Origin of the sequence: Nostoc sp. CmiVER01 (genome assembly GCF_034531135.2) — a bacterium.
Classification (GTDB): domain Bacteria; phylum Cyanobacteriota; class Cyanobacteriia; order Cyanobacteriales; family Nostocaceae; genus Nostoc.
This window is the reverse complement of record NZ_JAVRBU020000010.1, coordinates 327,051-352,520: the sequence shown is the minus strand read 5'-3', so window position 1 is coordinate 352,520 and position 25,470 is coordinate 327,051. Positions and strand designations below refer to the sequence as shown.

The following is a 25,470-nucleotide window of genomic DNA, read 5'->3' as shown; positions in this document are numbered from 1 at the left end:
AAAATGAACACTCCCAATTTCTCCCAAGTCAAACCTGGGATTAAGTTAGTTTTGTCCTGTGATTTGGGTGGTAGCCAAGTCAAAGCGATTGCTCAAGTTTATCCTGATGGCATTCCCTGTGTACTTGCGATGTCGCCAGAAATTGCAGATGTATCAATTGACTCGATTAACAGCTTTTCTATACAAACTTTTCAAAACATTAGTACCTGGGTTGGCGTAGGTGATGAATATTATGTCTTAGGTACAATTGCCAAAGAAGTCTTTGCTGGTAGTGCTGCACTTAGGGATAACAAATATCACTATGCCATTCCCAAGATTGCTGGTCTTTTATCAATGGCTTACCAAAAGTTTGGTATAAACCATAATCATGTTGATGTTTTTATTCAAATCTTGTTACCACCTGGGGAAGTCAATGATGCCCGTAATCTGACAACTTCTTTAAAACAAATTCTCAAACTTGGAATACTCACACCTAATGGTCGTTTGAAGGGCAAGTTACGCAATTTTTGTGTTGCTGCTGAAGGTAGTGGCATTCTCACCTATCGTAGCCGTACTCTTGGCAAAACCTATATTCAAAAAAATGTTGGAATCCTTATGTTGGGCTATCGCAATGCTAGTTTTGCTCTTTCTGCTCAAGGTAATCCAGCTAAGAGCGAATCTACTGATTTAGGCATGAGTTGGGTAATCAATTCATTTGTTGAGCGTACTGCTGTTGGTTTGTCAAAAAATGATTCACGTTTAATCACAGCAATCCTCGCAGCAGCCAAGGGCAATTTTGATGCTTTTCGTCCCTTGTCCCGCAAAGCCACACCTGAAGGTGTCCAATTTGATTTAAATTTATTTCAAAAAGTTCTCCCCTCAATTCGTGATGAGTACTGCCGCGCTCTTGTTCGCTGGATTAGAAATATTGCTGTCCTGGATGAAATTCTCATTTGTGGCGGGACTGCTGAGTATGTCAAAAAAGAATTAACTAACCACTTCCACAAAGAAGCTACTCCCATTGTTTGGAATGGCGGCGTACAATTCCCTGCTCCTCTTAATACTTTAGGTCTTGGTGAGCGCGTCGCTGATGTCTGGACGGCGCACATTACTTATATATTGATGCTAGACAAGAACTTTGCTTACGACCGCAAACAAGATTTAGTCCCTGACCCCAATAAACCACGACCCTCTACCCCTACTTCTGGTCTTGCCCAACTTCGTGAATACGCCAAAAAACGTGAGGCTGAACAACCTTTGAACAGTTGAAAAATTTTGAAGTGCGATCGCTCATACCAATTCGCTTTTTCGCCCATTCGCAATGGGCTAACGCCCCGCTCCGCTAACGCAATTCGCAATTATAAAACTGAGATACAGCAAGGCTTTCAGGATTTACATCTGTTTCATTATTTTAGTGAATTGGTATCACAGAGTAAGCCAGCTTTTTGAGCGATCGTATGATTCAAGCTAACTATTTAACATCCCAGCCATCAAACAGATTCAGTTGCTCTACCCCATACTGTCGCTGTACCAGCCGCCTCAGTTCTATTACCGAATTGGCTGACTTCATCAAAATCAGCACTGATGTGACATGTGTGGATAATTTCTGTTTTGTTTCATGAGAAAGCATTTGATGAATTTTGTACTTCATAAAGCCCATTTGGAAGAACGGGATTAACTCTGATTGCGTCAAACCGATAGTTGCCGATGTACACCTCAACTGCTTGGGCTGCGGCAAAATTTTTCTTAGCCATGTTAACTGTGCGAGATTTTCATCAATTCTTCGCGCAGCGCTGAATTCAACTATCAAATTGTTCCATCACGACTCATAAATATATGAATAACGACCAAGAACTTTATACCCAACAGCTAGCCCAATTTGCAGCATCTCAAAGTTTTGATGAACGTTCAGTGGAGTTTTTCGATGACGTTTGGCAAGAAGCCGGAGTTAAAGACATTACCAAAATGACTACTGCTGATGCTAAGTATGTATTGCAAGTCTTGAGCGAGAGTGAAGCATCACCAGAATTTACTAAAGCCCTACTAGCGCAAGCCATAACAGCAGGAATGCCTAAACACGTTGCAGGATACATCTTGGAGAGTGATACTGACGGGGATGGACGCACACTTGCACAAGAAATCTTCAATGACGGGACAAGTCCGTTTCAACCAAATCAACCATTAGCACTTGCCTCCCAACAAAACCAGTTTCAATCCTCTAGTCAAGAGAACGAAGACATGGAAATCCAAATTTAGCCAAAAGTACGATTTTTTTGTAAACTTCTGGTTATTGATTTTTTGGGACTAGAAGACCTAAACTTTGGCTTATTCGTTAGCGTTTCACATGCTCTAAAGGTGTAGCTCTTATGAAGAAGAGTCAAAACAATTCGCAATTGTAAATTCGCAATTCGCAATTGCGGACAAAATTGTAAATTGATTAATTCAGGGTACAAGCCCCTACTGAAATCAAAGATTTCAGTGGACTCAAATCAGTGGCGGAATTCAAGCCCCCACTGATTTAATTGCGAATTGCGAATTGCGAATTGCGAATTGTGAATTGGTTTAACCTTTCCCCCTCTTCTAAATATTTGTTCTACACCTTTTTCCAACTTTGAACTAAAGCTATGACACTACAATTACCAACCCACAACGGTACACACTCTCAAAAAGCAACAGACTCATTTACTATCCCTCAACAGAAAGAGCGACTAGAAAATCTGTTGTATCAGAAGGTTCAACAAGGGGAAGACATATCCCCTTGTATTGAAGCTCTCCATTATTTAGCTTTAAAGCAAACAACACAAGACCAACTGCAAGTGATGTGGGTTGAAGTAATCAAAGAACGCTCGGCATTCAATTCACTGCAAAGAGTAATCATTACAACCTTTGCCATCTTAGGAATGATTGCCTTTTTTAATGGGGCATTTCGCTCTGTCAAACCATCGACAGCTGCTAACCCACCTGCTGTTCAACCTCATTAAGAGGATTTTGCCAAAAAGCTGAAAGCGTTGTCTGATAACCCTTTCAGCTTATATTATTACTCACTGTGCTTAGGCTCACCTAATATGCTGTGTTCTTGTCGAAAGGCAAACTATCTGCATCCTCAAAGTTACGCAAGTCTTGTTCCATCTGCTGCCGACGTTGGACGTATGTTCTGCTGTTTCCAATCCTCCCTTCCATCAACCATTCACCAAAGTTGATGCCTTGTTCTACGTGTGAGGCAGACATTTTATTATAATGATCAACCTCCATTTTCTTACGCCACTCAAGTTGTTCCAGGGCACTTTCATTGATACCAATTTTCTGAGCATATTCTACATATTCAGGTCTGAGAGAACCATCAGGGTTAAATTCCTTTTTTTCTTGTTCAGTAAAGAAATCGTAGGCTGTGTAGATTGGCCACGGCTCTGGATCAGTCTCGTCTAAGTGCTTCCACTCGTCGTATCTTGCTTTTAGCCTAGAGGCATAATCATCAATCGCCTCGTTACTCATTCCCACAGATAACATTTCTTGTCGAGCTTCATTTTTCAAGCTGCCATCTGGATGGAACTCATCCTTGTGCATATTTATCCAACGCTTAATTCTTGACATATAAATCTCCTCAAAAATGGATTAATTTTCATCAATTAACTTAACAGTTATGGCTTTAGAATTAAAGCATTTTGACCCTCGTTTAAATCAGTGGATCTATATAGACGATAACAAAACTAGCTCTCAATCAATTTTAACTGAAAAGCTCAGTAATACCTTATTAGAATTTTACTTTCCTGGCAAAGAATTCTCGTTTGGACACTCAGATGAATACAGTACTGCCGAAGAGTTAAAGAATCATCCAGATGGACAGATTTTATTGCTATCTTCTAAGACTCGTTTACTTTATGGAGATAAAGAATGTTTAGAAACGATTCAAAGAATTTGTCCAGACAGTAAAGACCGTGGGGCTTATGGTTCAATCTTTCTTGGGGGTTGTAAAAATGCAATTCACGAAAAGCTAAACATTCTGGTAGTAGATGATTCTACTGAAAAGGCTGGTGAAAATGGAGGGATATTATCGAATGATTTGGCATATAAATTAGTTGGTGACTGTTATGGGCAGATTTCAACACAACTTTATGACAAAGTAACCTTAAGAGAATCCCAAGTAGATAAAAGCTATCGTGTAATTCAGCATCGATTTGGTTGGGTGGATGGAGTTGGAGAGGATACTACTAAATACCGTTTTGGCAAAGGAACACTACGACCATACAGGCTAGACGAAATCAAATATGCAGATCCAAATAACAAACCAAAAATCGATATAATTCTCCCTGTAAGCAGTTTTAAGGGAACAGACAAAGATAGACCCAAAGGCCCTACTAAACCTCAAATTCAACCAGGATTATATCAGCAAGATATTTGGTTAGCTGAAAAAGGGCAATCCCAACAAGGTCAAATGTCTATCTCCCAACTCTTGGCATCTTTCCCTCACGGGCTTAAAGATTTTATTGAGTCACTAGAGGTACAAGCTCAAAGATTAACCTCTATTCAAGATGATCCAAGACTTGTTGCTGCTTACTATTGTGAAAGATACGAAAAACGTAAAGAATCATTGAGCCAAAATGAGTTAAAAACAGGCGAAGTTAACAATCAAGAAACAGATATTAAGAACTTAGGGGCAAATGATGACTTAGATGCAGATCAGGAGTTAGATGATGACCCTGCCAAAGATGACTTGTTTATGTACAAACTCATTAAAGCTGATTTACTAGGGCATCAACAGCTTTTAGAAACTGAGAAGGTTAAACAGGAATTAAGTCGGTTTGTACAAAGTGAGTGGCGAGATATTGCTATTGGGAAAACGCTTACTTTTGACCGAGCAATGATTGTTCCCTCCAAGGAACTCAAAAATGGTGAAATTTGTGTCCCTTGGCTTGATGAGCAAGAAAAAATTCTTAACTTCCGTTCTCCTTTCCTCAACTCTAATGGTTTGTGTGTTTCTAATAATAAACACGTTTTAGACCGTGTTGCTCCAGATGGAAAATCTTTGCAAGGCATAATTGTAGTCAATGACGAAGACCACAAGCGCATACAAGCCAGAATTACAGAGTTAGAAACACAAGGGGTTGATGTTGATTTTATAGATCCAGCCGAAACCGAATCAGAACGCCAAGCACGAGACTACGATGGTGACTGCATTGGTGTAGCAAGAGCTAGCTTATATCCCAATTTAACGGCAGAGGCAGAGCGAAGAAACCTTCCTCAAAACGCTTATTCACCCACGGTTAAGCTCAAAAAACAATCATTTTATTTGGAAGATGGAACCCAACCCCCATTTGAAAAAATCGCTATCCACATGAGCGATAGCATCAGCGTGGGCATAATCAACAATCAAGTGACAGCACTGGAGGCATTAGAATCAGAAATTGAGGTACTTAAAACTTACGGTACTTTAGAACAACAATTGACTTATTTAGACCAAGTTTCTAGCCATTATCAAAGTTTATTTGAACAGGAATATGGCGAGAAGCCCAAACCAATTAGAGCAGAGTACAAACCTTTCATGCAATCTGTTGTAGCTCTAGCAGAGAATCCTAACAGAAGAAGAGAGATTATTCAACAGGCGATGGATGTTAACCGCCTGATGTACCGAGAAATGATTGGTGAGGGATGTTATCAAAACCAAATAGCGGTTGATTTATTCAAAAGTGCAAAAAAACCTGAGATGGATAAAATCAGGGAAAACAGTCGCTACTTGTATCGTGATGTTAACTATATTAAAGATAAAAAGTCGCGTTCAGTTTATTTAAACACGGAGATAATACCAAAAGGCTACTCACCAGTAGAATTACTGATTAGCCAAACTAATAAATATTTCCAGCAATCACAGTTAGAATCGCGCCCCATCGTCCAGTTTAAAGACTTATTCAAAGGAGTAGAATTTACACCACAGCAAAAATTTGCAGCGATCGCCGCCAAGTACGAGTTTGATCGGAAATTCAACGCTGCGGTTCGTGTCTCAAGGCGGCGAGAAACAGAGTCTGGCCCTAGCGCAGTTGTTCAAACGGATTCAGGAACGCAACTCGAAATTACCAATCTCACCCGTTACGGGCATCCCCTAATCTGGAAAGCCCAGACACTTAATATTCGCCTAGACGAGATTAAATTCACAAACAGTGAACGCCCCCATAAATTATTAGCAGTTGCACAGATAAATGGCGAGGTTGGGTCAGATGGAAAACCCGCTTACCGCAACCTGGGGACAGTTAGCCAACAATCGGTGATTGACCACAACCTCAAGGCGGGGATGGCCACGCAGGGAGCTAAACTCCTAGAACTAAAACCAGAACTTACTAGAAGCCAAACTAAACTACTCTTTGCCTTGGCAAATGATGCGGCAGAAGCATTCTACGCGAAAATCCCAGAGTCAGAAAAATTTGCATCTGCTGCCGCCGCTTGGAACATCTGTGCATCCCGCCAGGATGAACTCGAAGTTGCAAGGAAAGAAAACGCAAACCCCCAGGCTTACGCTAAAAAAGTTTCCAATTTCGCCTTCGCTGCTTTCCCCAATGAGATTATCTCCCGCTTAGATGAATTGCAATTTACTGAATCAAAGTTAGTCACGCTTTTGGATGAAGCGAATCAATTTTTGGGTAGAGACTGGAATCCTAGCGAAAAACACGCGATAGAAATTAGGGCTAGCCACCACCCACCGGGACACGAACGCCACGTTTCCAGACTGTTATTTGTACAGGACGGCGACGGCGAATACAAGGAATTCGCCATGCTTGAACCCAGAACCGGGATGCTGCCCATTGGCACAAAGGCGCAAGCTAATTTTCTTGGCGTGGAACCTGCTACTGCAAAGGCCACTATTGGACTACCAGGAAACGAGCCGACTGAAATTACCATCCGCGAACTTAAAAATTTCTCTTATGCAGGACTTGTTTTTAACGAGCAACCTGTAAATCTAGAGTTTGGCACTGTGCCGGTGACTGATAAAACTGTCAAGCTCAAAATTGATAATAAAACTTTGGGGGAGTTAGACAGTGATTCTGTCGAACAGTTAAAACAAGTTGATTACCTAAAAAATGCTTTGCCCCTGAAGTTGAAACTTACTTCTATCTCCGAAACCGGAGATCAAGCTTTTTTGTTGGGTGAGTCCCCAAATGGTAATCTCCTCAAAATTAATAAAATTAACTTCTATGATTTTTCTGGTCAGACATTCAACGATCGAGATTACCGAAAACTGACTATCGATTTGCCACCTTTAAAAACTAGAGATGCCGTGTTTTTGAATGGTGAACCCCTGGGAGTGTTGCACTTCAAAAAAGATAAAGATGCGCTCAGACAGCTTGGATTACTCAAAAGCGGACAATTGACACCTGCACCCGCTATTATTCAAAGTAATTTTTCATTAGTCTGCGCCAAAATTGACCCCAGTACTATTGAGTATCCCCAGAACTGGACGAAGGAATTCCAAGTTTTTGGGACTCAATCGGTTAATCCCCAACAACAAGAGATGATTAATAGCAGTGAGCCAATTCTACATCATATTAAAGAGCGTCCCACATTCCTATTTTCTACCCAATCAAACAAAAAGCTTGGAGTCATGGGCTTGGCTGTTGACAACCACAAAGCTGATACTGTTGCTAAATGGTTAACTGCTCAAAATGTTAAATTCTCGCTTGCCCCACCCGAAAATGTTATTAGAGAAACCAAAAAAGGTTTAGCAGTATTTAACTTGGTTAATAGTTCAATTCCTCCCAAAACTTTGGATAATATGACCAAGAAATTTGGGGCTGTGATTGAATCTACTCTTGAGTATCAGCAATTTGTTAATTCCCTCGCCACACGACCGCAATTTTTAAAACCGCCAGAACAAACAGCACAATCCCCACCTAACCAATCTATAACTCCATTACTCTCCAGTACTCCTTCTACACCAGAGATTACTAATAGTGCAAAAACCGAACCTTTAGGTGTAGAGAAGCCCCCAACAGTCACTATTGACAACTTGAGAAATTGGTACAATGCCGCAGATAAGTTAGGAAAGCCGGAAAATTACAAAAAACGGATTATTGAGGTGGCCAATCAATTTAAAGCTGGTGAGCAATTATCAGCCGAAGCGTTGACAGTAATGAATAAAGATACATCTGATCTTGAAGGCATCAGTCGGCTGACTCAAATTGCTCAAAGGATTGGCATGGTCTGGGGTAAGTCTGATGAAAATGGTACTCAAATCCAAGGAAAGATTTATGATTTAACCTTTAGTACCCAGCAGAGGGATTTAACTATTTCACAGAAAAATGGAGAGGTAATTTTAAACTTGCAATCGGGTAAGGTGCAGACTAATAAACTAACTCCACAGATCCTACAAACTTTTGAAGATGCGAATAGTCAGATAGATAAAATTTTAGCAAAAAATAAAAGTCAAGAATTAGAAATGCACAGATAAATTAACTGACTCGGCTAAATATCTGAGTTGATGAATATTTCAGTAATTATAAATCACAACAGAGAATATATGGTGGAATTAATGGAAGAAATTGATATAGAGCAAGGGCAACTGTGGTACGACAAAGGATTGGAACATCTCAAATCAGGAGACTTATCTGGAGTGATGGAGTGCTTTAGGAATGCACTTTATTTCTATCCTAATTTTGCGGAAGTTCACAATACTATAGGAATGATTCAGTTTCAAATCGAAAAATATGAAGGTGCAATTCAGCTTTTTGATAACGCCTTAGCAATGAATCCTAACTTTGCTGAAGCTTATAATAATCGGGGACTAGCTAGATCAAAAATCTGTCATAAATCAGAATTCTCCCAGGTAATTGAAGACTACACTAAAGCCATCGCCCTGAATCCAAATTTAGTCCAAGCTTATCTAAATCGGGCCGATACATATAAAAATTTAACTGGTGATAACCCAGCAGCTATCTTAGATTATAATCAAGTAATTTCACTTGACCAAAACTGTTTATCAGCTTATATAAACAGGGCGAATATTTATTTTTTATCTGGGGAATTAGAAAAATCACTCTTTGATTTAGAAAAGGTATTATCTTTGGATGGTGATTGTGCAGAAGCATACTGTGGACGAGGAACAGTCAGATTTCATTTGGGCGATATTGAGGGTGCTAAAAAAGATTTATTTAAAGCATTTGGTTTGTACGAGGCGCGAGGGAATATGATTTACTGTGCTTTTACTCGAAGTTTGATTATGGAGCTTTTTCGAGATTATGAAGTTTATAAGGATTTGCTTGGGGTTGAAAATAGGATAGTCAAATCGAAAAAGTAGCCACTCGATAAAAGTGGCTACAAATTTCATCTCAGATTTCAATCACAGCCGCCAGAATTGATGCAGCCTTGTCACCAGTGGGAATGAATATTCGCTTGCGCCACTGGATAATTTCAGTGAAGCACCCCACCGCCACAAGTCGGTCAGCCAGGGAAAGAGCCTCAATCAATTCCAATCGAGGTTCACCAGCAATATAAGAGCGACGCAAAGTCACGCCTTTGGGCAACTGCTGTGAGTATCCTTCGTTTTTCACCAATGAAACCAATTCCTCTGGACTCAAGAGTTTGTTCTTGAGTCCAAGTTGTTCGGTGACGGTTTGGATGTCTGGCGCATGAACCACCCGACCAAGAATCTTCTGCCCATCACTTGTTTGCAACCGAAACACCCGACTGTTCTGAATCGGCAGAATTTTCCAAATGGGTAACAGGATTCCTGTCATCAAGTGCAGGTAATCAGTTGTGAATTTGGGCAGTTGGTCTACTTCCTTCGACCAAGCCCCAACAAACGCATCGGCTGAAACCGCCTTCCAGGTCGAAGATTCCATCTGAGCAACAGGGACACGGGTTTCTTTTTGAGGACGAATCAGAAGAACTCGTGGTACAACACCACCCTCAGAGTCGAATAAGCTATGAGTAGGAACTGACACGGCAGCATTCCTGGACTTAGAGTTGATCAGGAGTTGCCCCTGGTACTTGCCAGCAAATTCCAGCATTTCCTCAGCAGTTCTGATGTTGGTTTTCTGAACTTGCTCAATCTTCAGGTAATTAGTTATACTACCCGTTGCTGGATGAGTATATACATTTTCGCAACTTTTGACAGTGAATTTTTCAGCCCGAAGCGTTTCCACTCCGATTTCAAATACACCACTTGCGATCGCCGTTTCGATTTGCTGACTTAACAGCAACTCAAACCTCTCGAAAATGATATTCTGCATCCCAATCTTCAAAGCCAGCAGTCGATTGAGGAATTGACGCAGGGGTGGAAGATCAATTTTCATGCCGCCTTCGTGGGAAGTGAGCGATAAACCTGTCATCTGCTCAAAAGTGCCTAATGGAACTTCAGCAAACCTACCTTGGAAGATTTGCTTAAATAGCTCATACAAAGCGTGTTCGGCGTACTGTGACTCTAGGTTATCTTGTGCTGAGAATATCCCGTTGCCCCCGGTTTGCCTTTGTCCGCGAGTGAGTGCGCCAAGACTGTCCAGCCGCTGAGCAATTGTGCTGATGAATCGACGTTCACCTCGCACATTTGTAGTGACTGGTCGGAAAATGGGTGCAGACGCTTGGTTAGTCCGGTGCGATCGCCCAAGTCCTTGTATGGCATTGTCTGCTCTCCAACCGGCTTCGAGTAAGTAGTGCGATCGCCGCCGACGATTGACCACGTTCAAATCTGCGTGATAGCTACGACCTGTGCCGCCAGCATCACTGAAAATGAGGATTTGTTTATTTCCCGCCATAAATGCGGTGGTTTCAGCAATATTAGCGCCATAACCCCGTGAATCAACAAATAATCGTCCAGCTTCGTCTTTCAACACCCTTTTGCTACGACCTGTCACTTCAGCAACTTGCTTGTGACCAAAGTGCCAAAGCAGTTGCTCTAAAGCTCCAGGGATCGGGTCAAGACTTGCAAGTTTGTCTACCAGTCCATCTCGCAACGACAAAGCTGCCTGTGAGATGATAGGGGAACCATCAGCATTAAACAGTGGCTCGGAGCGTTCTGAACCATCATCTCCTGAATGGATTTCATGTAAGTGAACGGGGAACGCACTCATGAGATAATCCATGAGGTACTCACGGGGAGTTAAATCAAGGTTTAAATCCTTCCACTCTTCTACGGGAACCTCATTGAGCCGACGCTTAAGCAACTCCTCATTAGTTGATACGATTTGGATAACAACGGCATTACCCGCAGCTAAATCCTGTTCAATCGCCTTAATTAACTGTGGACACTTTATCCCAGTCAACAAATGGTTAAAGAACCTTTGTTTGTGGGACTCGAACTGTGACATGGCAGACATTTTAGCGGCACGGTTGTAGGTTTTTGCGCCAGATATATTGCAAGCCTCTAATGCCCGATGTAAATTGTTGTGGATAATCTTGAAAGCGTCTGCGTAGTTATCGTAAATCCTTTCCTGAGCCAGTGTTAACTCAATTTCCAAGGTGTCATATTCCACACCATCAAAGGAAAGACTCCGCGCCAGATACAGCCCTAAAGCCTTCAAATCCCGTGCCACAACTTCCATCGCCGCAATGCCACCGTCAGAGATAGATTCCACAAAATCTTCGCGTGAAGTAAACGGGAAATCCCCAGTCTGCCAAAGCCCCAGGCGGTTTGCATAAGATAGGTTAGAAACCTTCGTCGCTCCGGTGGCAGAGACGTATACAACCCTGGCTAAGGCAAGTGCATTTTGCAGTCTCAGCCCGACAACGCCTTGCATTGATGCTGCAACCATACCGAGTTTGCCCTCAATAGCCATAGCATTGCCCATCGCGTGACACTCATCAAATGCGATCGCTCCCTCAAAATCAATGCCAGCCCAATCAACGATTTGCTTGAGCCGACTTTTATCATTCTTTTGAGAACGTAGAGTTGAGTACGTGCAGAACAGAATACCTTGGGTGAAAGGGATGGGGTCGCCAAGTTTGATGTTCGAGAGGTCGATAATGTCTTTTTCATTACCTCCAAGCGCACACCAATCTCTACGTGCATCCTCGACTAGAGCAGAACTCTTCGATACCCAAATCGCTTTTCTTCGCCCTTGATACCAATTGTCCAAAACGATTCCTGCGACTTGTCTACCTTTACCACAGCCTGTACCATCGCCTAAGAACCAGCCACGGCGAAATCTCACAGGATTTTCTTCAGTATTTGCTGCTACAGTTACGTTATCCCAGGAATCATCAACAATATATGACCCAGACAGGAATTCAGAATGCGCTTGACCTGCGTAGATAACACTCTCAAGTTGTGCTGATGATAACAAGCCTTGCGTGATGATATTGCATGGAAGATGTGGTTTGTAACTAGGCGCTGGTGGTGAGACAAGTGCTAAGGCTGCGCTTTCGCAAAGCAATGAGGGATGAGGTAGGGCATCCTTGATCCTGATGCGTTGTGGGCGATAGGTTTCGTACAAGGCATCTTTCAAACTGTCTGAGCCACTCCACTCGACTAATTCGTACTCCAGAACTGCCACGTCTGGAAGAGAGGAAAGTGTTTCTGGTTGAGCGACTGTTTGACGCTTGCGTAGTTGAACAACTTTTGACGCAGTAACAGAAGGCGTTTTGACAGTAGAATGTTGCCATAAAGAGCGCTCTGGCAACTCCTCAATCAACGCCAGTATTTCGGGCAAGTCCAAGGTTTCTCTAATGCAAGGAATGTTGCTTATTTCAGTAGCCGGAACTTTGTCAATCACAGTGATTCGGGTTTCCATCGTCGTCCCATGCAAGGCGTAAGCTTTCCCAATGACCCCCACTGAAAGCACAATTCGCGCTTTTTCTTGCCACTTAACAAAAGTTTCTCGCCAAGTGGGATTATCAGGAGAAAACCAGTTAGCAGTGATTGTCACCAGCCGCCCGCCGTCGCATAACCTTTGTAATGCCGAGTTAATATGCCGAGGTGTTGCGTCAGGGTTGCGATCTGCTATTTTGGATGATGATGAGAATGGTGGATTCATCAAAACAACCGAAGGCTGAGTCTTACCAGCTAAGTAATCGTTAATCTGTTCGGCATTCACAGAGAATAAGGGAACGCCAGGGAACAATCGTCGCAGAATCTTCGCTCTGTCATCGGCTAGTTCATTGAGCATGAGACTCGTACCTTGAAGTTTAGCAAACTGGGCTAAAATCCCAGTACCAGCTGATGGTTCAAGAGTCAGGTCGTTGTTTGTGATTTGTCCTGCTAACGCCACTAAGTACGCTAGGGGTAACGGAGTAGAGAACTGCTGAAGTTTTAATTGCTCCTCGCTGCGACGGGTATGCGTGGGGCAGAGCAACTCAAGCCGTTGCAGTTGTTCTAAGGGATTATCTGACAGCCCCTTTTGCCGCAAGTACAAGATTAACGCAACCTCTACAGATTCGTATCCGTCCTTCCACTGCCAAGCCCCTGATGCCGCCGTGCCGTTGAAGTAACGATTCATCTGTGACTGAATCGCTTTTGTTGTTATTGTATGGTTGTTGAATAAATATTTGGCAAGTTCATGTCCGGCGCTGACAATAGACTGCCCGTAGTCCAAAACTGTTTGCACATCAAATAGTGAGCCTTGGATTGCACTTACCATGACTGTATGTAGTGTTGATTTTCACAAAAAATTGGCGTAGCCACTTGTTGCCACGCCAATGCAAGTTGAGCTTTATTGCGAGTTGGAATTTATTTTTTCTACATAGAAGCAATCGCAATCCTATTCGTGCGTTCGCCCTACAGCCCTTTGGGCATCCTACGGCAGGCGTTGGCACAGCCATCGCTCTTTCTGATAAACCAAGCTGTGGATTATGCCACGGACTTCTTGCCAGAGTCAGAACGAGGAGTCGCGGCTTTGTTGGTAAATTTGCTAGATTTCTTGGTTGTGGTGGATTTTGGTTTGGCGGTGGATTTCCTGGTTGCTTTAGCTTTTGGTTGTACTCCTGTTGCTGGCGGTAGCAGTTTAAGTGAAGAAAATTGAAGTATAACTGGTTGAATTTCGGTAGAACTGTTGTGAGGTTCTAGCTCTAATGTCCAGGGGTCAGGAAGAAGGGTGTAGGGTGTAGGGTGTAGGGTGTAGGGAATACGGCAAAGGTCTGGGCTTGAACCCCCACCAATGCAATCGTCTTGAGAAGACGGGGCTTGTATCCCACTGGTTGTTGGGGCTGAATATCCCCCTACACCCAACACCCTATACCCTATACCCCGCCCCAACGGGGCTTGGTCAGAAATTTCTTCAAACTGTTCAGAAATTTCCTCAAACTGTGATGTAATGAAGGGAATTTGTTGAGGTTCGACTTTTACTTGTTCAGTGTTAGATAGTGGCTCAAATTGAGTTGCTGTTATTGTGGATTTGGAACTAACATTAAATTGTGCAATTGCAATAGATGGTAATGGCACAACATAAAGTCTGTCAATAAAATCGAAAATCATCAGAGCAACAAAGCTCATAACAATAACTTCAATAGCTTGGGTAAGTGTTGATTGAATTTCCATTGTATTTCTCCGAATTTTTTGTAATATTCACAAAAGTTACGCGAAGCGTTACCAGCCTCGTAATCAAGTGTCAGACGCATACAAGAAGTTTCAAAAATGAATATTTTCAAAGAAATTCATGGGTTGACTGAAGCTTGAAGAGGTGCTTAAGTCTCGGATTATTCTATAGTTTTCTGGATGCCAACAAGTATCACTTAAATGTTTTATTTAACCATTGATAAAGTTAATTTTGTAGCTCTGAATCGTTCTGGATAAACTCTTTTTCTTCAATTATTCAAACTCTTGTAATCGCGTCAGAGACAGCTTCCAAAATGGAGCCTTCTAATTGTTCTGGATTCATTTGGATTATCAATTCAAGAATTTTCACTCTATTTAAGTAGGTAGGCACAAAAAAACCAAACTATGTAAAGATAAGTAAATACGGAGAATGCATCTACCGAGGTAACTTAAAGTATGGGCGCTCGTCTCAGAGTATTTTTGACTAATGAGGAAAACCAAACCCTATTAAATCTGAGAACAGCAGAGGTGCCACAGAAGGTTAAAGACCGAGCAGAAATAGTTAGGCTGAACGCACATGGCTGGTACGTAGAGAAAATAGCTGCTCACTTTAGTTTGACTGTTCAAACGGTAAGAGATGTTTTGCACAAATGGGATAAACTGGGGCTGGAAGGGCTTTGGGAGCTACCAGGTAGAGGAAGAAAATCAAAATGGACTGAAGTTGACATCATGTTTTTGGAAAAATGCCTCAAAGAAGAACCACGTACATACAATAGTCTTCAACTCAGCCAGAAATTAGAACGCGATCGCTCAATTAAATTGAGTCCCGATAGATTAAGACGGGTACTAAAAAAAAGGGGATCAATTGGAAACGAGCCAGGAAGAGTCACAAAGGTAATCTTGACCCGATAGCGCGAGCAAACAAGCAAGCAGACTTAGATATTTTGGAGTTATCTGCTGCTGCGGGAGAAATAGACCTCAAATATTTGGATGAATCAGGATTTTGTGCATGGAGTGAACCGGGTTATACCTATTACTTTAAAGGTGAACAAAAACGCTTAGAGCAAAACAAGCGGCGTGGTCGGAGATTAAGTATTATTGGATTTTTTCAACCTTTGATTGGTTTTGTTTACGGTTTGGTGATCGGGGGTATTAACCGTAAGTCTTATATCCAAATGATGGAGCAAGAGGCTGCTGATGCCCAAAGAAAGGGACTTACTAGGGTAATTGTGCAGGATAACGGGCCGATACATCGATGCAAGGAAGTTCAACAGTTATGGAAAAAGTGGGAACAGATGGGTTTATACATCTTCTTTTTGCCAAAATACTGTTCCGAAATGAATCCAATTGAATTGGAATGGCAACACCTCAAAAAATCGGAGCTATCTGGGCAAATATTTGATGATGAGTTAGACCTTGCTTATGCCGTGATCGATGGTGTAAAAGCTAGGGGAGAGAAAGGGAACTACAGTACAGAGCGTGTAAAATTTAATTCTAATTCCTCTGCTTAATTTTTTGTTACATAGTTGTAAATTTTTCCGCCCACCTACTTATCGCAACGCGAGTGCCTAAGCCAGGGCGCTCAAGACATTGCACAGAAACTTGTGTAGAATATAAAGCAACACACGGGTAAAACTTCTGCTAATGCAAGATTTAAGTCAGTGCGGCAATGGCATTTTAGTTTTCAATTTGAAATAATGCTCTTTTGTAAATTCCCTGTTGACTAGCATAAAATTCTGACGTAACTACTAAATTAGGTAAATTGAAGAAGGGTGATGACCGCAGATGCGAATATGAAATATGTAAAGCAGCCAACGAAAAACCCCAACCTCAGCAAAAGGTTTGGGGAAGAAATATCAATTTAATTACACCCCCATTATGGCACAACTCGATATTTGTTCAAGCACTGTTCAGCTTTGGGGAAGCCCAAGCGTGCTTATTTGACAGCTTTGGAAGAAAAATTGCTGAGTGTTTTAAAGTTGGAAATTACGGTTGAATAGCAGCGTGCTGAGGAGTTGCGCTTAACTTTTAAAAAGTTTGTGCTGGATTGTATTAAACAAGCACTCTTTGAAGAGAGTCCTGATAGTGCAGATAGTGCAACTGCTGCCGAAATTGAAGCATTGAAAGCTCAAATCGCTGCCCTAGAAGAGAAAGTGAGTATTCCTTCTGCGACCAAAACAAACGGTAGTATATACCCTCCAGGAACGGTTAAATCAATTGCGGGTGGGGATTTCAAATGAAATTAAGAAGGATAGGGAGCAACTTGGTTCCTTGGTGCTGGCGATCTCCCGGCTTGAAAGCCAACTTGAACAGTTGGTGCCTTCCTTAAATCTTCAAGTGGATGGCGAAGGAAATTCTGACACTGATAGCGATTGGCTTTTTACGGAGAGTATTTAATGATTGATGCGGCTGAAGTGAGGATTTTTCTAGAAGAAATTCTGGTTTATCTATCAGGTACTAGGCAAGTCCCCTTCAGATAAGACATTATCTATGCTGAGTACCCACGGTATACCTTTGTCAACTGGAGAACTGACTGTAATTTTAGCTCTGTTGCTAAACTGTTTTAATTTGTCAGCAAACTGGGGAACAGTTTTCATGATCTGACGATAACTTTGCATATTATTACAAATCACGATCAACGTCAAAACGCCACTATTGATTTGGAAATACCAATGACAACTCGCTAACAAAATACGTGTCATGCGATCGCACGTTAGGAAAAAGCTTTTTTTAGTTACTTCTTCAAGCTGTCTAAACAATATTTCACTCAGTTTTATTGTTTGACGCGAAGGCAAATCATCTGGATGCAAGCATGGTTGAGTCATAAGGTTTGGGTAAGCTTCTGTCATGTAATGAAGCTGCGGTGAAGATTGGTAATTAAGGTTTTTTGCAGATTGAATATTGCAGAAAAATCTGCTTATAATAGCTGGGTTTATTGTTCTTGGGTAACAATCCACAACAAGTCTAACCACAACTGGGGATAAGTTTGCTTGAGATTTGAGAGTGGATCGCGCATCAAGTTATTGGCATTCAAGCAAACAACCTCAACTAGCCCCAGGTATTCTGCTACTTCTCTAATGAGATTTTTTTGTTCTATTACAGCACTAATTAGTCTATCAGGACAGTAAATTCCAATGTATTTTGCATAGCGGATACAATTTACTCTTGTTAAGTGAGGATGAGGATTAATCACCTTCACATAACATTGGCTTAACAGTTTCCATACCCGTGGGTGAGTGTGTTCAATAATTACGTTAAATTGCTGGGCTAAGTCTTCTTCGGTAATCATTACTCTCTCCATTGCATTGTTGCCATCTGTTGCATACTTTGGTAAATACCTAATTGATTGTGCAAAAACTTAAAACAGCAATTATTTGCTGATGCTATGTGCATATTCACTTTAGTCAAATAGGTAATTTTTCGTCAGGGCAAAAATTACCCTAAAAAGCGAAATTGGTTGATATGTTTTCTACTGTTTGTGTTACTCGTCTATCAAGCATCAAAGCTGAAACTAATCTCTAATACCAATTTTATATGAAGGTGCATATAATAGAGAAAACAACTCGATAAATTAAAATAACCATGAGCCGCCCTTTTAAGATTGAAATCGCAGAGAGCGAAGAAGAACTTAAAAAACGTCTACAAACAGCTAACTTAAGAAACCAGAAAGAAAAGCTTATGATGCTGTGGTGGATAAAAAGCGGGCAGGTTAAGGAGCAGCAAGAAATTGGAAAACGCTTGGCAAAAGATAATTCAACGGTTACGAGATGGTTGCAGAAGTACAGAACTGATGGCATATCAGGCTTATTAGAAATTAAAAAAGCACCAGGAGCAAAACGGAAAATTGATGCAGCTGCGATCGCAGCACTTGAGGAGGAGTTAAAAACAGGAAAAGGCTTTAGTAGCTATGGTGCAATTGTTGAATGGTTAAAAGAAGAACATGGACAAGATATAGAGTATGCAACGGTTTATGCCTGGGTTCGATATCGATTGGGGGCAAAACTAAAAGTGCCTCGCCCTCAAAGCCATAAGCAGGACGAAAAGTTGGTATCTGAGTTTAAAAAAAACTCGGTATCATACTCAATTGTCTAGAAGAACATTTAGCACCCGGCAAGTGTGTTCGCTACCTGTGCCAGGATGAAACTAGGGTTGGGCTCAAAACTCTTACAGGAAAAGTGATTACAGCTTTTGGAGTCAAGCCCACTGTTAAGAGCTGATTCGTAAAGAAAATCTAAAGAGGACTAAATGTTGCTTGACTGAGGTTATAGGCTAAATCAAGTGTAGTTATTTTGTTGTCGATGAGTCGTCTCCCGAAGATTGAGAATCCGCACCGTAAACCTTACCCGAGTGATTTAAGCGATGCTGAATGGTTAATTCTCAAGCCACTTCTACCTGCACCCAAAGGTTTCGGGCATCCTGTGGAGGTGAATTTACGAGAAATCCTCAACGCTATATTCTATGTGCAACGTACTGGGTGTCAGTGGGAAATGCGTTGCTCTTGACCTTCCTCCCTATACAACAGTGTACGGCTACTTCCAGAAATGGCAATCGCATTGCGTATTTGGCAGAAAATTCACGGGTCTTGTACGCCATCAACTACGACAAGACGTAGGAAGAGATGAACATTCTACCGTTGCGTAGGCGTAGCCCGTCGTAGACATCGCGGATTCTCAATCAGTGAAGACGACAGAAAAAAAGGGGAGGTCTACGGTTTCGATGGTGGTAAAAAGGTTAAAGGGCGTAAACGCCATATAGTGGTAGACTCTCAGGGATTGTTGATTGGTGTTTTAGTTACTGAAGCCAATGCTTCCGAACGTTTAGGAACTGTGGTTGTGTTGCATGAAGCTGCTGAAGAATTGTCCAAATTGGAAGTTGTTTGGGTAGATCAGGGCTATTCGGGAGATAACTTTGCTCAAGAGGCTTATTCTATCTGCATCCTAGCTCAAGTTGTAGCCCCGTAAGCCCAATACTATAGACAACTGTCATTTGCTTGTATAAAAATCAATCTCGCATTCGCGCAACGGGGAGTTGGGTGATGGGGAAAGCTGATACCTTTGGTGGTGTGCTTCTCTGAATGATACAGCAATGCCTACGGCGGTAAACTACGCAGTTAATCAAGGTGGACGCAGGGTAGGTGCTGTCACCGTGAGTCTGGATGTTTGGAATTTGGACTTACCCGAATTTTTAGAAATGCAAACGACCAAATTTTTAATAAAAGATATTCTTAATAACGTTGAACGTATAAAGTATAAATATTGAGAATTTAACTAAATCTTGCCCGCTTGATACAGCAGACGGGCAAAAGGCGTGTGGGTGAACAGATGAAGCTACGGCTATTACTTCAATTTTTCTTACTTACAGGCTCTTTTTGGAGCTTATTGACACATTTTGCTAATGCAGAAGAGAGACAGATATCTAGTCACACCAATAGTACAATTGCAAGTATTAATCAACAATCAAGCTTATTGAGTGCAGGACAGCCCATTGAGCCAACTAGAGAGATTCGGCAACTGAGTGAAGTAAATCTGCCGCTCAAGAGTGCAGATACACTTGTGCAGTCACCAACACCAAACTCACCGCCTGCAAATGAAATCATCGAAGTGACATCGGTCAAGGCCAATGGCACAGATAAAGGTGTGGAAGTGATTTTAGTCACTTCCAAAGGTCAGCAGTTGCAAGTATCGAATCGCAATGAGGGAAATAGTTTTATTGCTGATATTCCTAACGCACAACTACGTCTACCCAATGGTGATGCGTTCACATTCCGCTCCCAAAAACCTGTAGTTGGGATTAGTGAAATAACAGTTAGTAATCAAGATAGTAATACTATCCGACTGACGGTTACAGGTGAAACGGGTGTGCCAGTTGTAGAGTTATTTGATAGTGATGAAGGCTTGATATTCGGATTGAGACCTGTTACATCTTCGGCACAAACACTACCCACTCCACAACCACCAGAGAATCAAACCCCATCAGAGAAACCAATTCAATCAGCACAACCTAATGAACCGATTGAACTGGTAGTGACAGGTGAGCAAGATGGTTATCGTGTCCCTGATGCTACCTCTGCAACCAGAACTGATACCCCAATCCGGGATATTCCGGCATCTATTCAAGTAATTCCCCAACAGGTGATTAAAGACCAGCAAGTTACTCGTTTGGATGAAGCACTTCGTAATGTAAGTGGTGTCACATTTGCGGGAAATAATGACAATCGAGGTATTCGGTTTAGTTTGCGAGGGTTTGGCGCACAGGCATATTCAGGTAGTGTTCCTGTGTTGCGAGATGGCTTTAGGGTATATGGAAGTCAGGGGTTTCCAGAACTTTCCAATTTGGAGCGTGTTGAAGTTCTCAAAGGGCCAGCTTCTATTCTCTACGGCGAAATTGATCCAGGGGGTGTAGTTAACCTAGTTTCTAAGCAACCACTAGCTGAACCATTTTATGAAGCTGAACTACAAGTAGGTAGTCAACCATTTGTGCGTCCTCGTTTTGATATTTCCGGCCCATTAACAACCGATGGTAAGGTTCTTTATCGACTGAATGCTTTGTACCAATATAGTGAGAGCTTTCGGAACTACGACAACAATCTCGACCACTTTTCTATAGCACCAGTTGTTACCTGGAAAATAGACGATCGCACTAATTTAACTTTCAATTTGGAATACACCAAGGATAATGGCCCTGCCGACTTTGGTATCGTTGCCTCGAACAACGGAATTGTTAACGTTCCTCGTAGCCGCGTCAGTAATAATCCCAACGACACTATTGAGAATACTTACCTCAGCGTTGGCTACAATTTAGAGCATAAATTTAGCGACAATTGGACAATCCGCAATGCCTTTCGGTATATGTCTTACAGCTACGATTACAGTCCTTTAGCACTGCCTTTAAGCTTTGATGGCACAACAGGATTATTGACTCGTTTCTTTGCTGACCAAGACGACACCATAAAAGATTACTCACTTCAGACAAATGTAGTTGGAAAATTAACTACAGGTTCTATTAAGCATACTCTTGTGGTAGGTGTTGACCTTAATAATAGTGACGAGAGCGGTACGACTAAGTTTGATTTTGGTACCCCGGATAATATTAATATTTTCAATCCTGTTTATGGACCTGAACCCGATCCGGGTACATTGGCTGTTTTGAGTGACACTAGTACCAACACCAAAAGACTCGGTGTATACGCACAAGATCAGATAACGCTACTCGATAACTTGTTTTTACTAGCAGGATTTCGCTATGACACCGTAGAGCAGACAGTAACTGATAATACAAATGGTAGCGAGCAATCGCAAAGCAATGATGCCATATCACCTCGATTCGGAATTCTTTATCGAGTGATCCCAGAATTTTCACTCTACGCTAGCTATTCGCGATCGTTCAGTCCCAACACAGGAACAACAGCAAGTGGTTCTCCTCTAGAACCTGAAACAGGAGAAGGTTACGAAGTGGGTGTGAAAGCAGATTTGCTCAGAAGCAAACTCTTCGCAACTTTGTCATACTTTGATATAAAAAAGCAAAATGTTGCTGTTGCCGATCCCGCTAATTTTGGCTCCTCTCTTGCTACCGGCGAACAACAAAGCCGAGGGGTGGAACTGGATATTACTGGGGAAATCTTACCCGGATGGAATATCATTGCCTCTTATGCTTACACGGATGCTGAAGTTACAAAAGACACAAATCTAAATTCCGTTGGCAGCAGATTACCAGGTATTCCCAAGCACAGCGCAGGTTTGTGGACAACTTATGAAATTCAAGCTGGCAATTTGCAGGGGTTAGGCTTTGGACTGGGATTTAACTATGTAGGCGAACGAGAGGGTGGATTACCAAATACTTTTCAAGTTGATAGTTACTTTGTCACCAATGCAGGGCTGTTTTATCGCCGCAATAATTGGCGATTTGGTTTGAATTTTAAGAATCTGTTCGATGTCAATTACATTGGAACCGTTAGTGATAACCCAGTCAGAGGCAATGATTTTGGGGAACCATTTACTGTGGTTGGTTCAGTAACATTTCAATTTTGATTGAAAGCTCTCATAAATTAACAATTAGTAATTACGGGGAGCAACGCGAAAAAGTGAGATCGGGGTTTGGTTCTCAATTACATCCCTGTATTCTCAACAAAACCTAGTTTTTTAGTTGCGATGGCGTAACCGCCCACCGTAGGCGAGCGCATCCTGAAACAAGCTATATACGTTCCAGGTTTCAGCACCTCACAAAATCGCGTTGCTCCCTATCAAGTTCTCTTCCTTGCCCTGACGGTGATAAATTTGCGCTTTCAGTTTGGCTGATGATTCAAGCTCATGTTGAGGTAATTCGGCGTACTGATCGGGAATTTCAGGTTTTGCCCAAACGCTGGGTAGTAGAAAGAACATTTGGCTGGTAAAACCTGTACCGTAGTCTCAGTAAGGATTATGAGCGTCTCCCAGAAATGAGTGAAGCTGCCATATACGCTGTCATGACTCGTATCATGCTGCGTCGTCTTGTTGTCTAAAGATTTACTTTATAAATGGTCTCTAAGAAGAGACGAGGCTGTGCTATCGATTTAATTACGAATTACGAATTAATAATTATTGTTGAGGTTAACCATGAAATTCCGTAATTTGGTGTTGAAACTGCATAGTTCTATTGGCATTGTGATGGGATTGCTACTAATGGTGATTAGTTTTAGTGGTGCCAGCATCGTTTTCCATGAAGAACTCGATCGCACACTCAATCCATCGCTGTGGTCAGTGACTCCCCAAGGAACACAAATATCGCCGGATTTGATGCTGGACTCAGTTGGGAAAGAGTTTCCCAACTTTTCTGTACAGTCTATTCGTTGGCCGCAAAAGCCAGATGAGAGCTATCTTTTAGAAGTGAAAGCAAAAGATGGTAAAGAGTTACAAACCTTTGTCAACCCCTACACAGGCGAGGTTTTGGGTTCAAGGGTTTGGGAGCGATCACTTATTGGCTTTTTGTACGCCTTGCATCATGACTTATTTATCGGAAAAGTAGGTATGGTGATTGTGGGCATTACGGGCATTTCACTGCTACTAATGGCATTCACTGGGGCAATTTTGTGGCCGGGCTGGCGAAAACTAACAACGGGTTTTAAAATTCGCTGGAATACCCCTCTGGCTCTGGTGAGTTACGACATCCACAAAGTTGCTGGTATTGTCTCCCATTTTTTCTTGCTAATTATTCCGTTCACTGGTGTATTGATTGTCATCGTCCACTTTTTGCCGATGTTTAATCAACCAGTGCAAGTGCAACCCGCACCCCAACAAGCGCCAGTTGCATTCAGCGAACTGTTACGCAAAGCTGATATGGCCATGCCTGATGGTAAAACAACCTATGTGAGCTTTTCTGAAGCACAACCACAGAATCTGACGTTCAGAAAGAAGTTGCCTAATCAACAAACAGGTTACTTTGACTTTAGTACTGTTGAACTACATCGTTATAGTGGTGAAGTCTTACAAGTTAACAAAGTCAGCAAACCCAAAGATGCAATGTCTAAGATGCTGATTATCCTTGCAGATTTTCACTTTGGCATCTTCGGTGGACTACTTACTCGCATCCTCTATATGCTCATCGGCTTAATGCCCACTGTTTTATTAATCACTGGGATGATAACTTGGCAACGCAGGTGATGCCTGCGGCGGGCTACGCTAACGTAGCTATTCTGAGCAAAGACGGAGCTTTCTTACCCAGGATCTGCAATCTGGCTCCCTTCTTTAATTTCCTCTGTTGGATGGAGAATGACCATTTCTCCTTCTTTCAACCCACCTTTGATGGCAGCTTCAAAATTATTGCGCTGGTCAATCTCAACTACACGTTTTTTTGCTCTACCCTTTTCTACCACAAAGGTACACCAAGACTGCTGACAGCGAAAAAGGGCGCTAAGAGGAACGGTGAGGACATTTTCTCCTTGCCAAACCACAATTCTTGTTTCTACACGGTAGTTATCACCCAAGGGCACTGAAGAATCTACAAAGTCACCGATGATGTTAACCCGTTGTTCTTCAACGCCAAGAGCAGAAATCTTAGTAAATGCTGAAGGCTCAATTTTTCGCACTGTTGCTTCTAAAGTTTTGTCACCGCCCCAACGTTCAATTAAGATTTTCGTTCCTGGCTTTACCTTGACAGCATCGCTAGAAAGGATGTCAGCTACCAATTCTAGTTTTGAGGGATTACCTAACTCTAATAAAGGAGTTCCAGCCTCCACGTACCGGGCACTCTCTTGCAGTACTCGCAGAACACTTCCATCTGAAGGAGAGCGGATATCGCTACGAGTAGCATTATCAGCGAGGTTAGCAAGTTCAGCTTTGACACTGGCAATCCGGGCATCATAGACATTGAATAGGTAGTCGGGGTCGCGCTGCTGTGCGCGTAAGAGATCAAAGGATTTTCTGGCAGCTACTACCTCAGCAGCAGCACTTTCAACCTGGCGTTGTTGTGCCTCTAATTCTCTCAGGCGGGTGGTTTGCAATAACTGGGCACTTTCGAGATTTTGACGGGAAATTGCACCATCTTCTACTAATTTCTGGGCACGGAGGCGATCGCGTTCTGCCTGTTCAAGTGCCGCCTTGGCTTGCTGAACCATTGCCTGAGTCTGATTTTCTGCTGCTTTAGCTGCTTCAATCTTCGCTTGGGCTTGTGACAATGCCTCTTGTTTTGGTCGTTGAATTACGATCCCTGAACGTTGTGCTTGTAACTCCTGAAGATTTGCTTGGGCTGTCTTTAACTGAGTGTCTAGAGGTAAAGGATCAATGTGAGCAACCACTGCATCACGCTTAACAGTATCACCTTCCTTGAGTTGGATGCGAGCTAATCTACCTGCTACAGTATTTGAAATCACGAAGCGGGAACGGATACGGGTTTTAGCTTCCGCATCGACAGTGACTAGCAAAGAAGCGCGTTTAACCTGTTTGATCTCAACCCGAATTGGGTTTGGGCGCAATGCTAGGAATGTCAGCGTAATTAGTCCTAGCCCACTGATTATATAAATGATCCGCTTAGGTAAATGCTTCATAAAACAAATTAACAGTTACAAGTTG

At 42.2% G+C, this 25,470-nt stretch carries 18 protein-coding genes and 2 pseudogenes; 13 read left to right on the top strand and 7 right to left on the bottom strand.

Features of this window, described 5'->3' with window-relative positions; genetic code table 11:
• Positions 1-3: 3 nt before the first annotated feature.
• Positions 4-1,248 carry a ParM/StbA family protein gene (locus RMZ43_RS19570; RefSeq protein ID WP_428850887.1) on the top strand — a complete coding sequence of 415 codons (1,245 nt, stop codon included), beginning with the start codon at positions 4-6 and terminating at the stop codon, positions 1,246-1,248.
• A 202-nt stretch (positions 1,249-1,450) separates the two neighbouring features.
• Here RMZ43_RS19570 and RMZ43_RS19565 read toward each other — a convergent pair whose 3' ends face one another.
• Positions 1,451-1,717, bottom strand: a complete 267-nt coding sequence (locus RMZ43_RS19565) for a hypothetical protein (RefSeq protein WP_428850886.1) — start codon at positions 1,715-1,717, stop codon at positions 1,451-1,453.
• Positions 1,718-1,815: 98 nt separating this feature from the next.
• Between RMZ43_RS19565 and RMZ43_RS19560 the strand changes: the two genes are divergently transcribed.
• Both RMZ43_RS19560 and RMZ43_RS19555 read left to right on the top strand, forming a co-directional pair.
• On the top strand, positions 1,816-2,235 hold the full coding sequence (locus RMZ43_RS19560) for a hypothetical protein (RefSeq protein ID WP_428850885.1): 420 nt from the start codon (positions 1,816-1,818) through the stop codon (positions 2,233-2,235).
• A 368-nt stretch (positions 2,236-2,603) separates the two neighbouring features.
• Positions 2,604-2,960, top strand: a complete 357-nt coding sequence (locus tag RMZ43_RS19555; protein ID WP_428850884.1) for a hypothetical protein — start codon at positions 2,604-2,606, stop codon at positions 2,958-2,960.
• A 79-nt stretch (positions 2,961-3,039) separates the two neighbouring features.
• On the opposite strand, the gene RMZ43_RS19550 is transcribed toward RMZ43_RS19555, so the two are convergent.
• Positions 3,040-3,570: a hypothetical protein gene (locus tag RMZ43_RS19550; RefSeq protein WP_428850883.1), complete on the bottom strand. Its 531-nt coding sequence runs from the start codon at positions 3,568-3,570 to the stop codon at positions 3,040-3,042.
• Between the two features lie 49 nt (positions 3,571-3,619).
• Between RMZ43_RS19550 and RMZ43_RS19545 the strand changes: the two genes are divergently transcribed.
• Positions 3,620-8,413 carry a hypothetical protein gene (locus tag RMZ43_RS19545; RefSeq protein ID WP_428850882.1) on the top strand — a complete coding sequence of 1,598 codons (4,794 nt, stop codon included), beginning with the start codon at positions 3,620-3,622 and terminating at the stop codon, positions 8,411-8,413.
• A 30-nt stretch (positions 8,414-8,443) separates the two neighbouring features.
• Positions 8,444-9,259 (top strand): tetratricopeptide repeat protein, encoded by an 816-nt coding sequence (locus RMZ43_RS19540; protein ID WP_428850881.1) that lies wholly within the window; start codon positions 8,444-8,446, stop codon positions 9,257-9,259.
• A 31-nt stretch (positions 9,260-9,290) separates the two neighbouring features.
• Here the strand turns inward: RMZ43_RS19540 and RMZ43_RS19535 are convergent, their stop codons facing one another.
• Together RMZ43_RS19535 and RMZ43_RS19530 are read right to left on the bottom strand one after the other, a co-directional pair.
• Positions 9,291-13,535, bottom strand: coding sequence for a strawberry notch-like NTP hydrolase domain-containing protein (locus RMZ43_RS19535; RefSeq protein WP_428850880.1), 4,245 nt, complete (start codon positions 13,533-13,535; stop codon positions 9,291-9,293).
• Between the two features lie 209 nt (positions 13,536-13,744).
• A complete protein-coding gene (locus tag RMZ43_RS19530; protein WP_428850879.1) occupies positions 13,745-14,431 on the bottom strand; it encodes a hypothetical protein in 687 nt (228 codons plus the stop codon).
• A gap of 453 nt (positions 14,432-14,884) precedes the next feature.
• Here RMZ43_RS19530 and RMZ43_RS19525 point away from each other — a divergent pair.
• A protein-coding gene (locus RMZ43_RS19525; RefSeq protein WP_428850878.1) for an IS630 family transposase occupies positions 14,885-15,939 on the top strand; the annotation gives its coding sequence in 2 pieces (ribosomal slippage) (positions 14,885-15,277 and positions 15,280-15,939; 1,053 coding nt in all).
• 528 nt (positions 15,940-16,467) lie between these two features.
• Positions 16,468-16,668, top strand: coding sequence for a hypothetical protein (locus RMZ43_RS19520; RefSeq protein ID WP_428850877.1), 201 nt, complete (start codon positions 16,468-16,470; stop codon positions 16,666-16,668).
• Positions 16,669-16,878: 210 nt separating this feature from the next.
• Here RMZ43_RS19520 and RMZ43_RS19515 read toward each other — a convergent pair whose 3' ends face one another.
• Both RMZ43_RS19515 and RMZ43_RS19510 read right to left on the bottom strand, forming a co-directional pair.
• Positions 16,879-17,277, bottom strand: coding sequence for a hypothetical protein (locus RMZ43_RS19515; RefSeq protein WP_428850876.1), 399 nt, complete (start codon positions 17,275-17,277; stop codon positions 16,879-16,881).
• 83 nt (positions 17,278-17,360) lie between these two features.
• On the bottom strand, positions 17,361-17,717 hold the full coding sequence (locus tag RMZ43_RS19510; RefSeq protein WP_428850875.1) for a hypothetical protein: 357 nt from the start codon (positions 17,715-17,717) through the stop codon (positions 17,361-17,363).
• Between the two features lie 293 nt (positions 17,718-18,010).
• On the opposite strand from RMZ43_RS19510, the gene RMZ43_RS19505 reads away from it, so the two are divergent.
• The 6 genes and pseudogenes from RMZ43_RS19505 (at position 18,011) to RMZ43_RS19480 (ending at position 24,063) form a co-directional block, all read left to right on the top strand.
• The gene (locus RMZ43_RS19505) at positions 18,011-18,520 is read left to right on the top strand and encodes a helix-turn-helix domain-containing protein (RefSeq protein WP_428850874.1); all 510 of its coding nucleotides are present in this window, start codon (positions 18,011-18,013) and stop codon (positions 18,518-18,520) included.
• 206 nt (positions 18,521-18,726) lie between these two features.
• Positions 18,727-19,362: pseudogene (locus RMZ43_RS19500) on the top strand (IS5 family transposase); the annotation flags it as partial.
• A 151-nt stretch (positions 19,363-19,513) separates the two neighbouring features.
• Positions 19,514-19,687, top strand: coding sequence for a hypothetical protein (locus RMZ43_RS19495; RefSeq protein WP_428850873.1), 174 nt, complete (start codon positions 19,514-19,516; stop codon positions 19,685-19,687).
• A gap of 62 nt (positions 19,688-19,749) precedes the next feature.
• Entirely contained in the window at positions 19,750-22,455 is a 2,706-nt protein-coding gene (locus RMZ43_RS19490) for a TonB-dependent siderophore receptor (RefSeq protein ID WP_428850872.1), read from the top strand.
• Between the two features lie 233 nt (positions 22,456-22,688).
• Positions 22,689-22,925 (top strand): annotated as a pseudogene (locus tag RMZ43_RS19485) (transposase); the annotation flags it as partial.
• A 94-nt stretch (positions 22,926-23,019) separates the two neighbouring features.
• On the top strand, positions 23,020-24,063 hold the full coding sequence (locus RMZ43_RS19480; protein ID WP_428850871.1) for a PepSY-associated TM helix domain-containing protein: 1,044 nt from the start codon (positions 23,020-23,022) through the stop codon (positions 24,061-24,063).
• A 53-nt stretch (positions 24,064-24,116) separates the two neighbouring features.
• Here the strand turns inward: RMZ43_RS19480 and RMZ43_RS19475 are convergent, their stop codons facing one another.
• Entirely contained in the window at positions 24,117-25,445 is a 1,329-nt protein-coding gene (locus tag RMZ43_RS19475) for an efflux RND transporter periplasmic adaptor subunit (RefSeq protein WP_428850870.1), read from the bottom strand.
• Positions 25,446-25,470 lie beyond the last annotated feature (25 nt).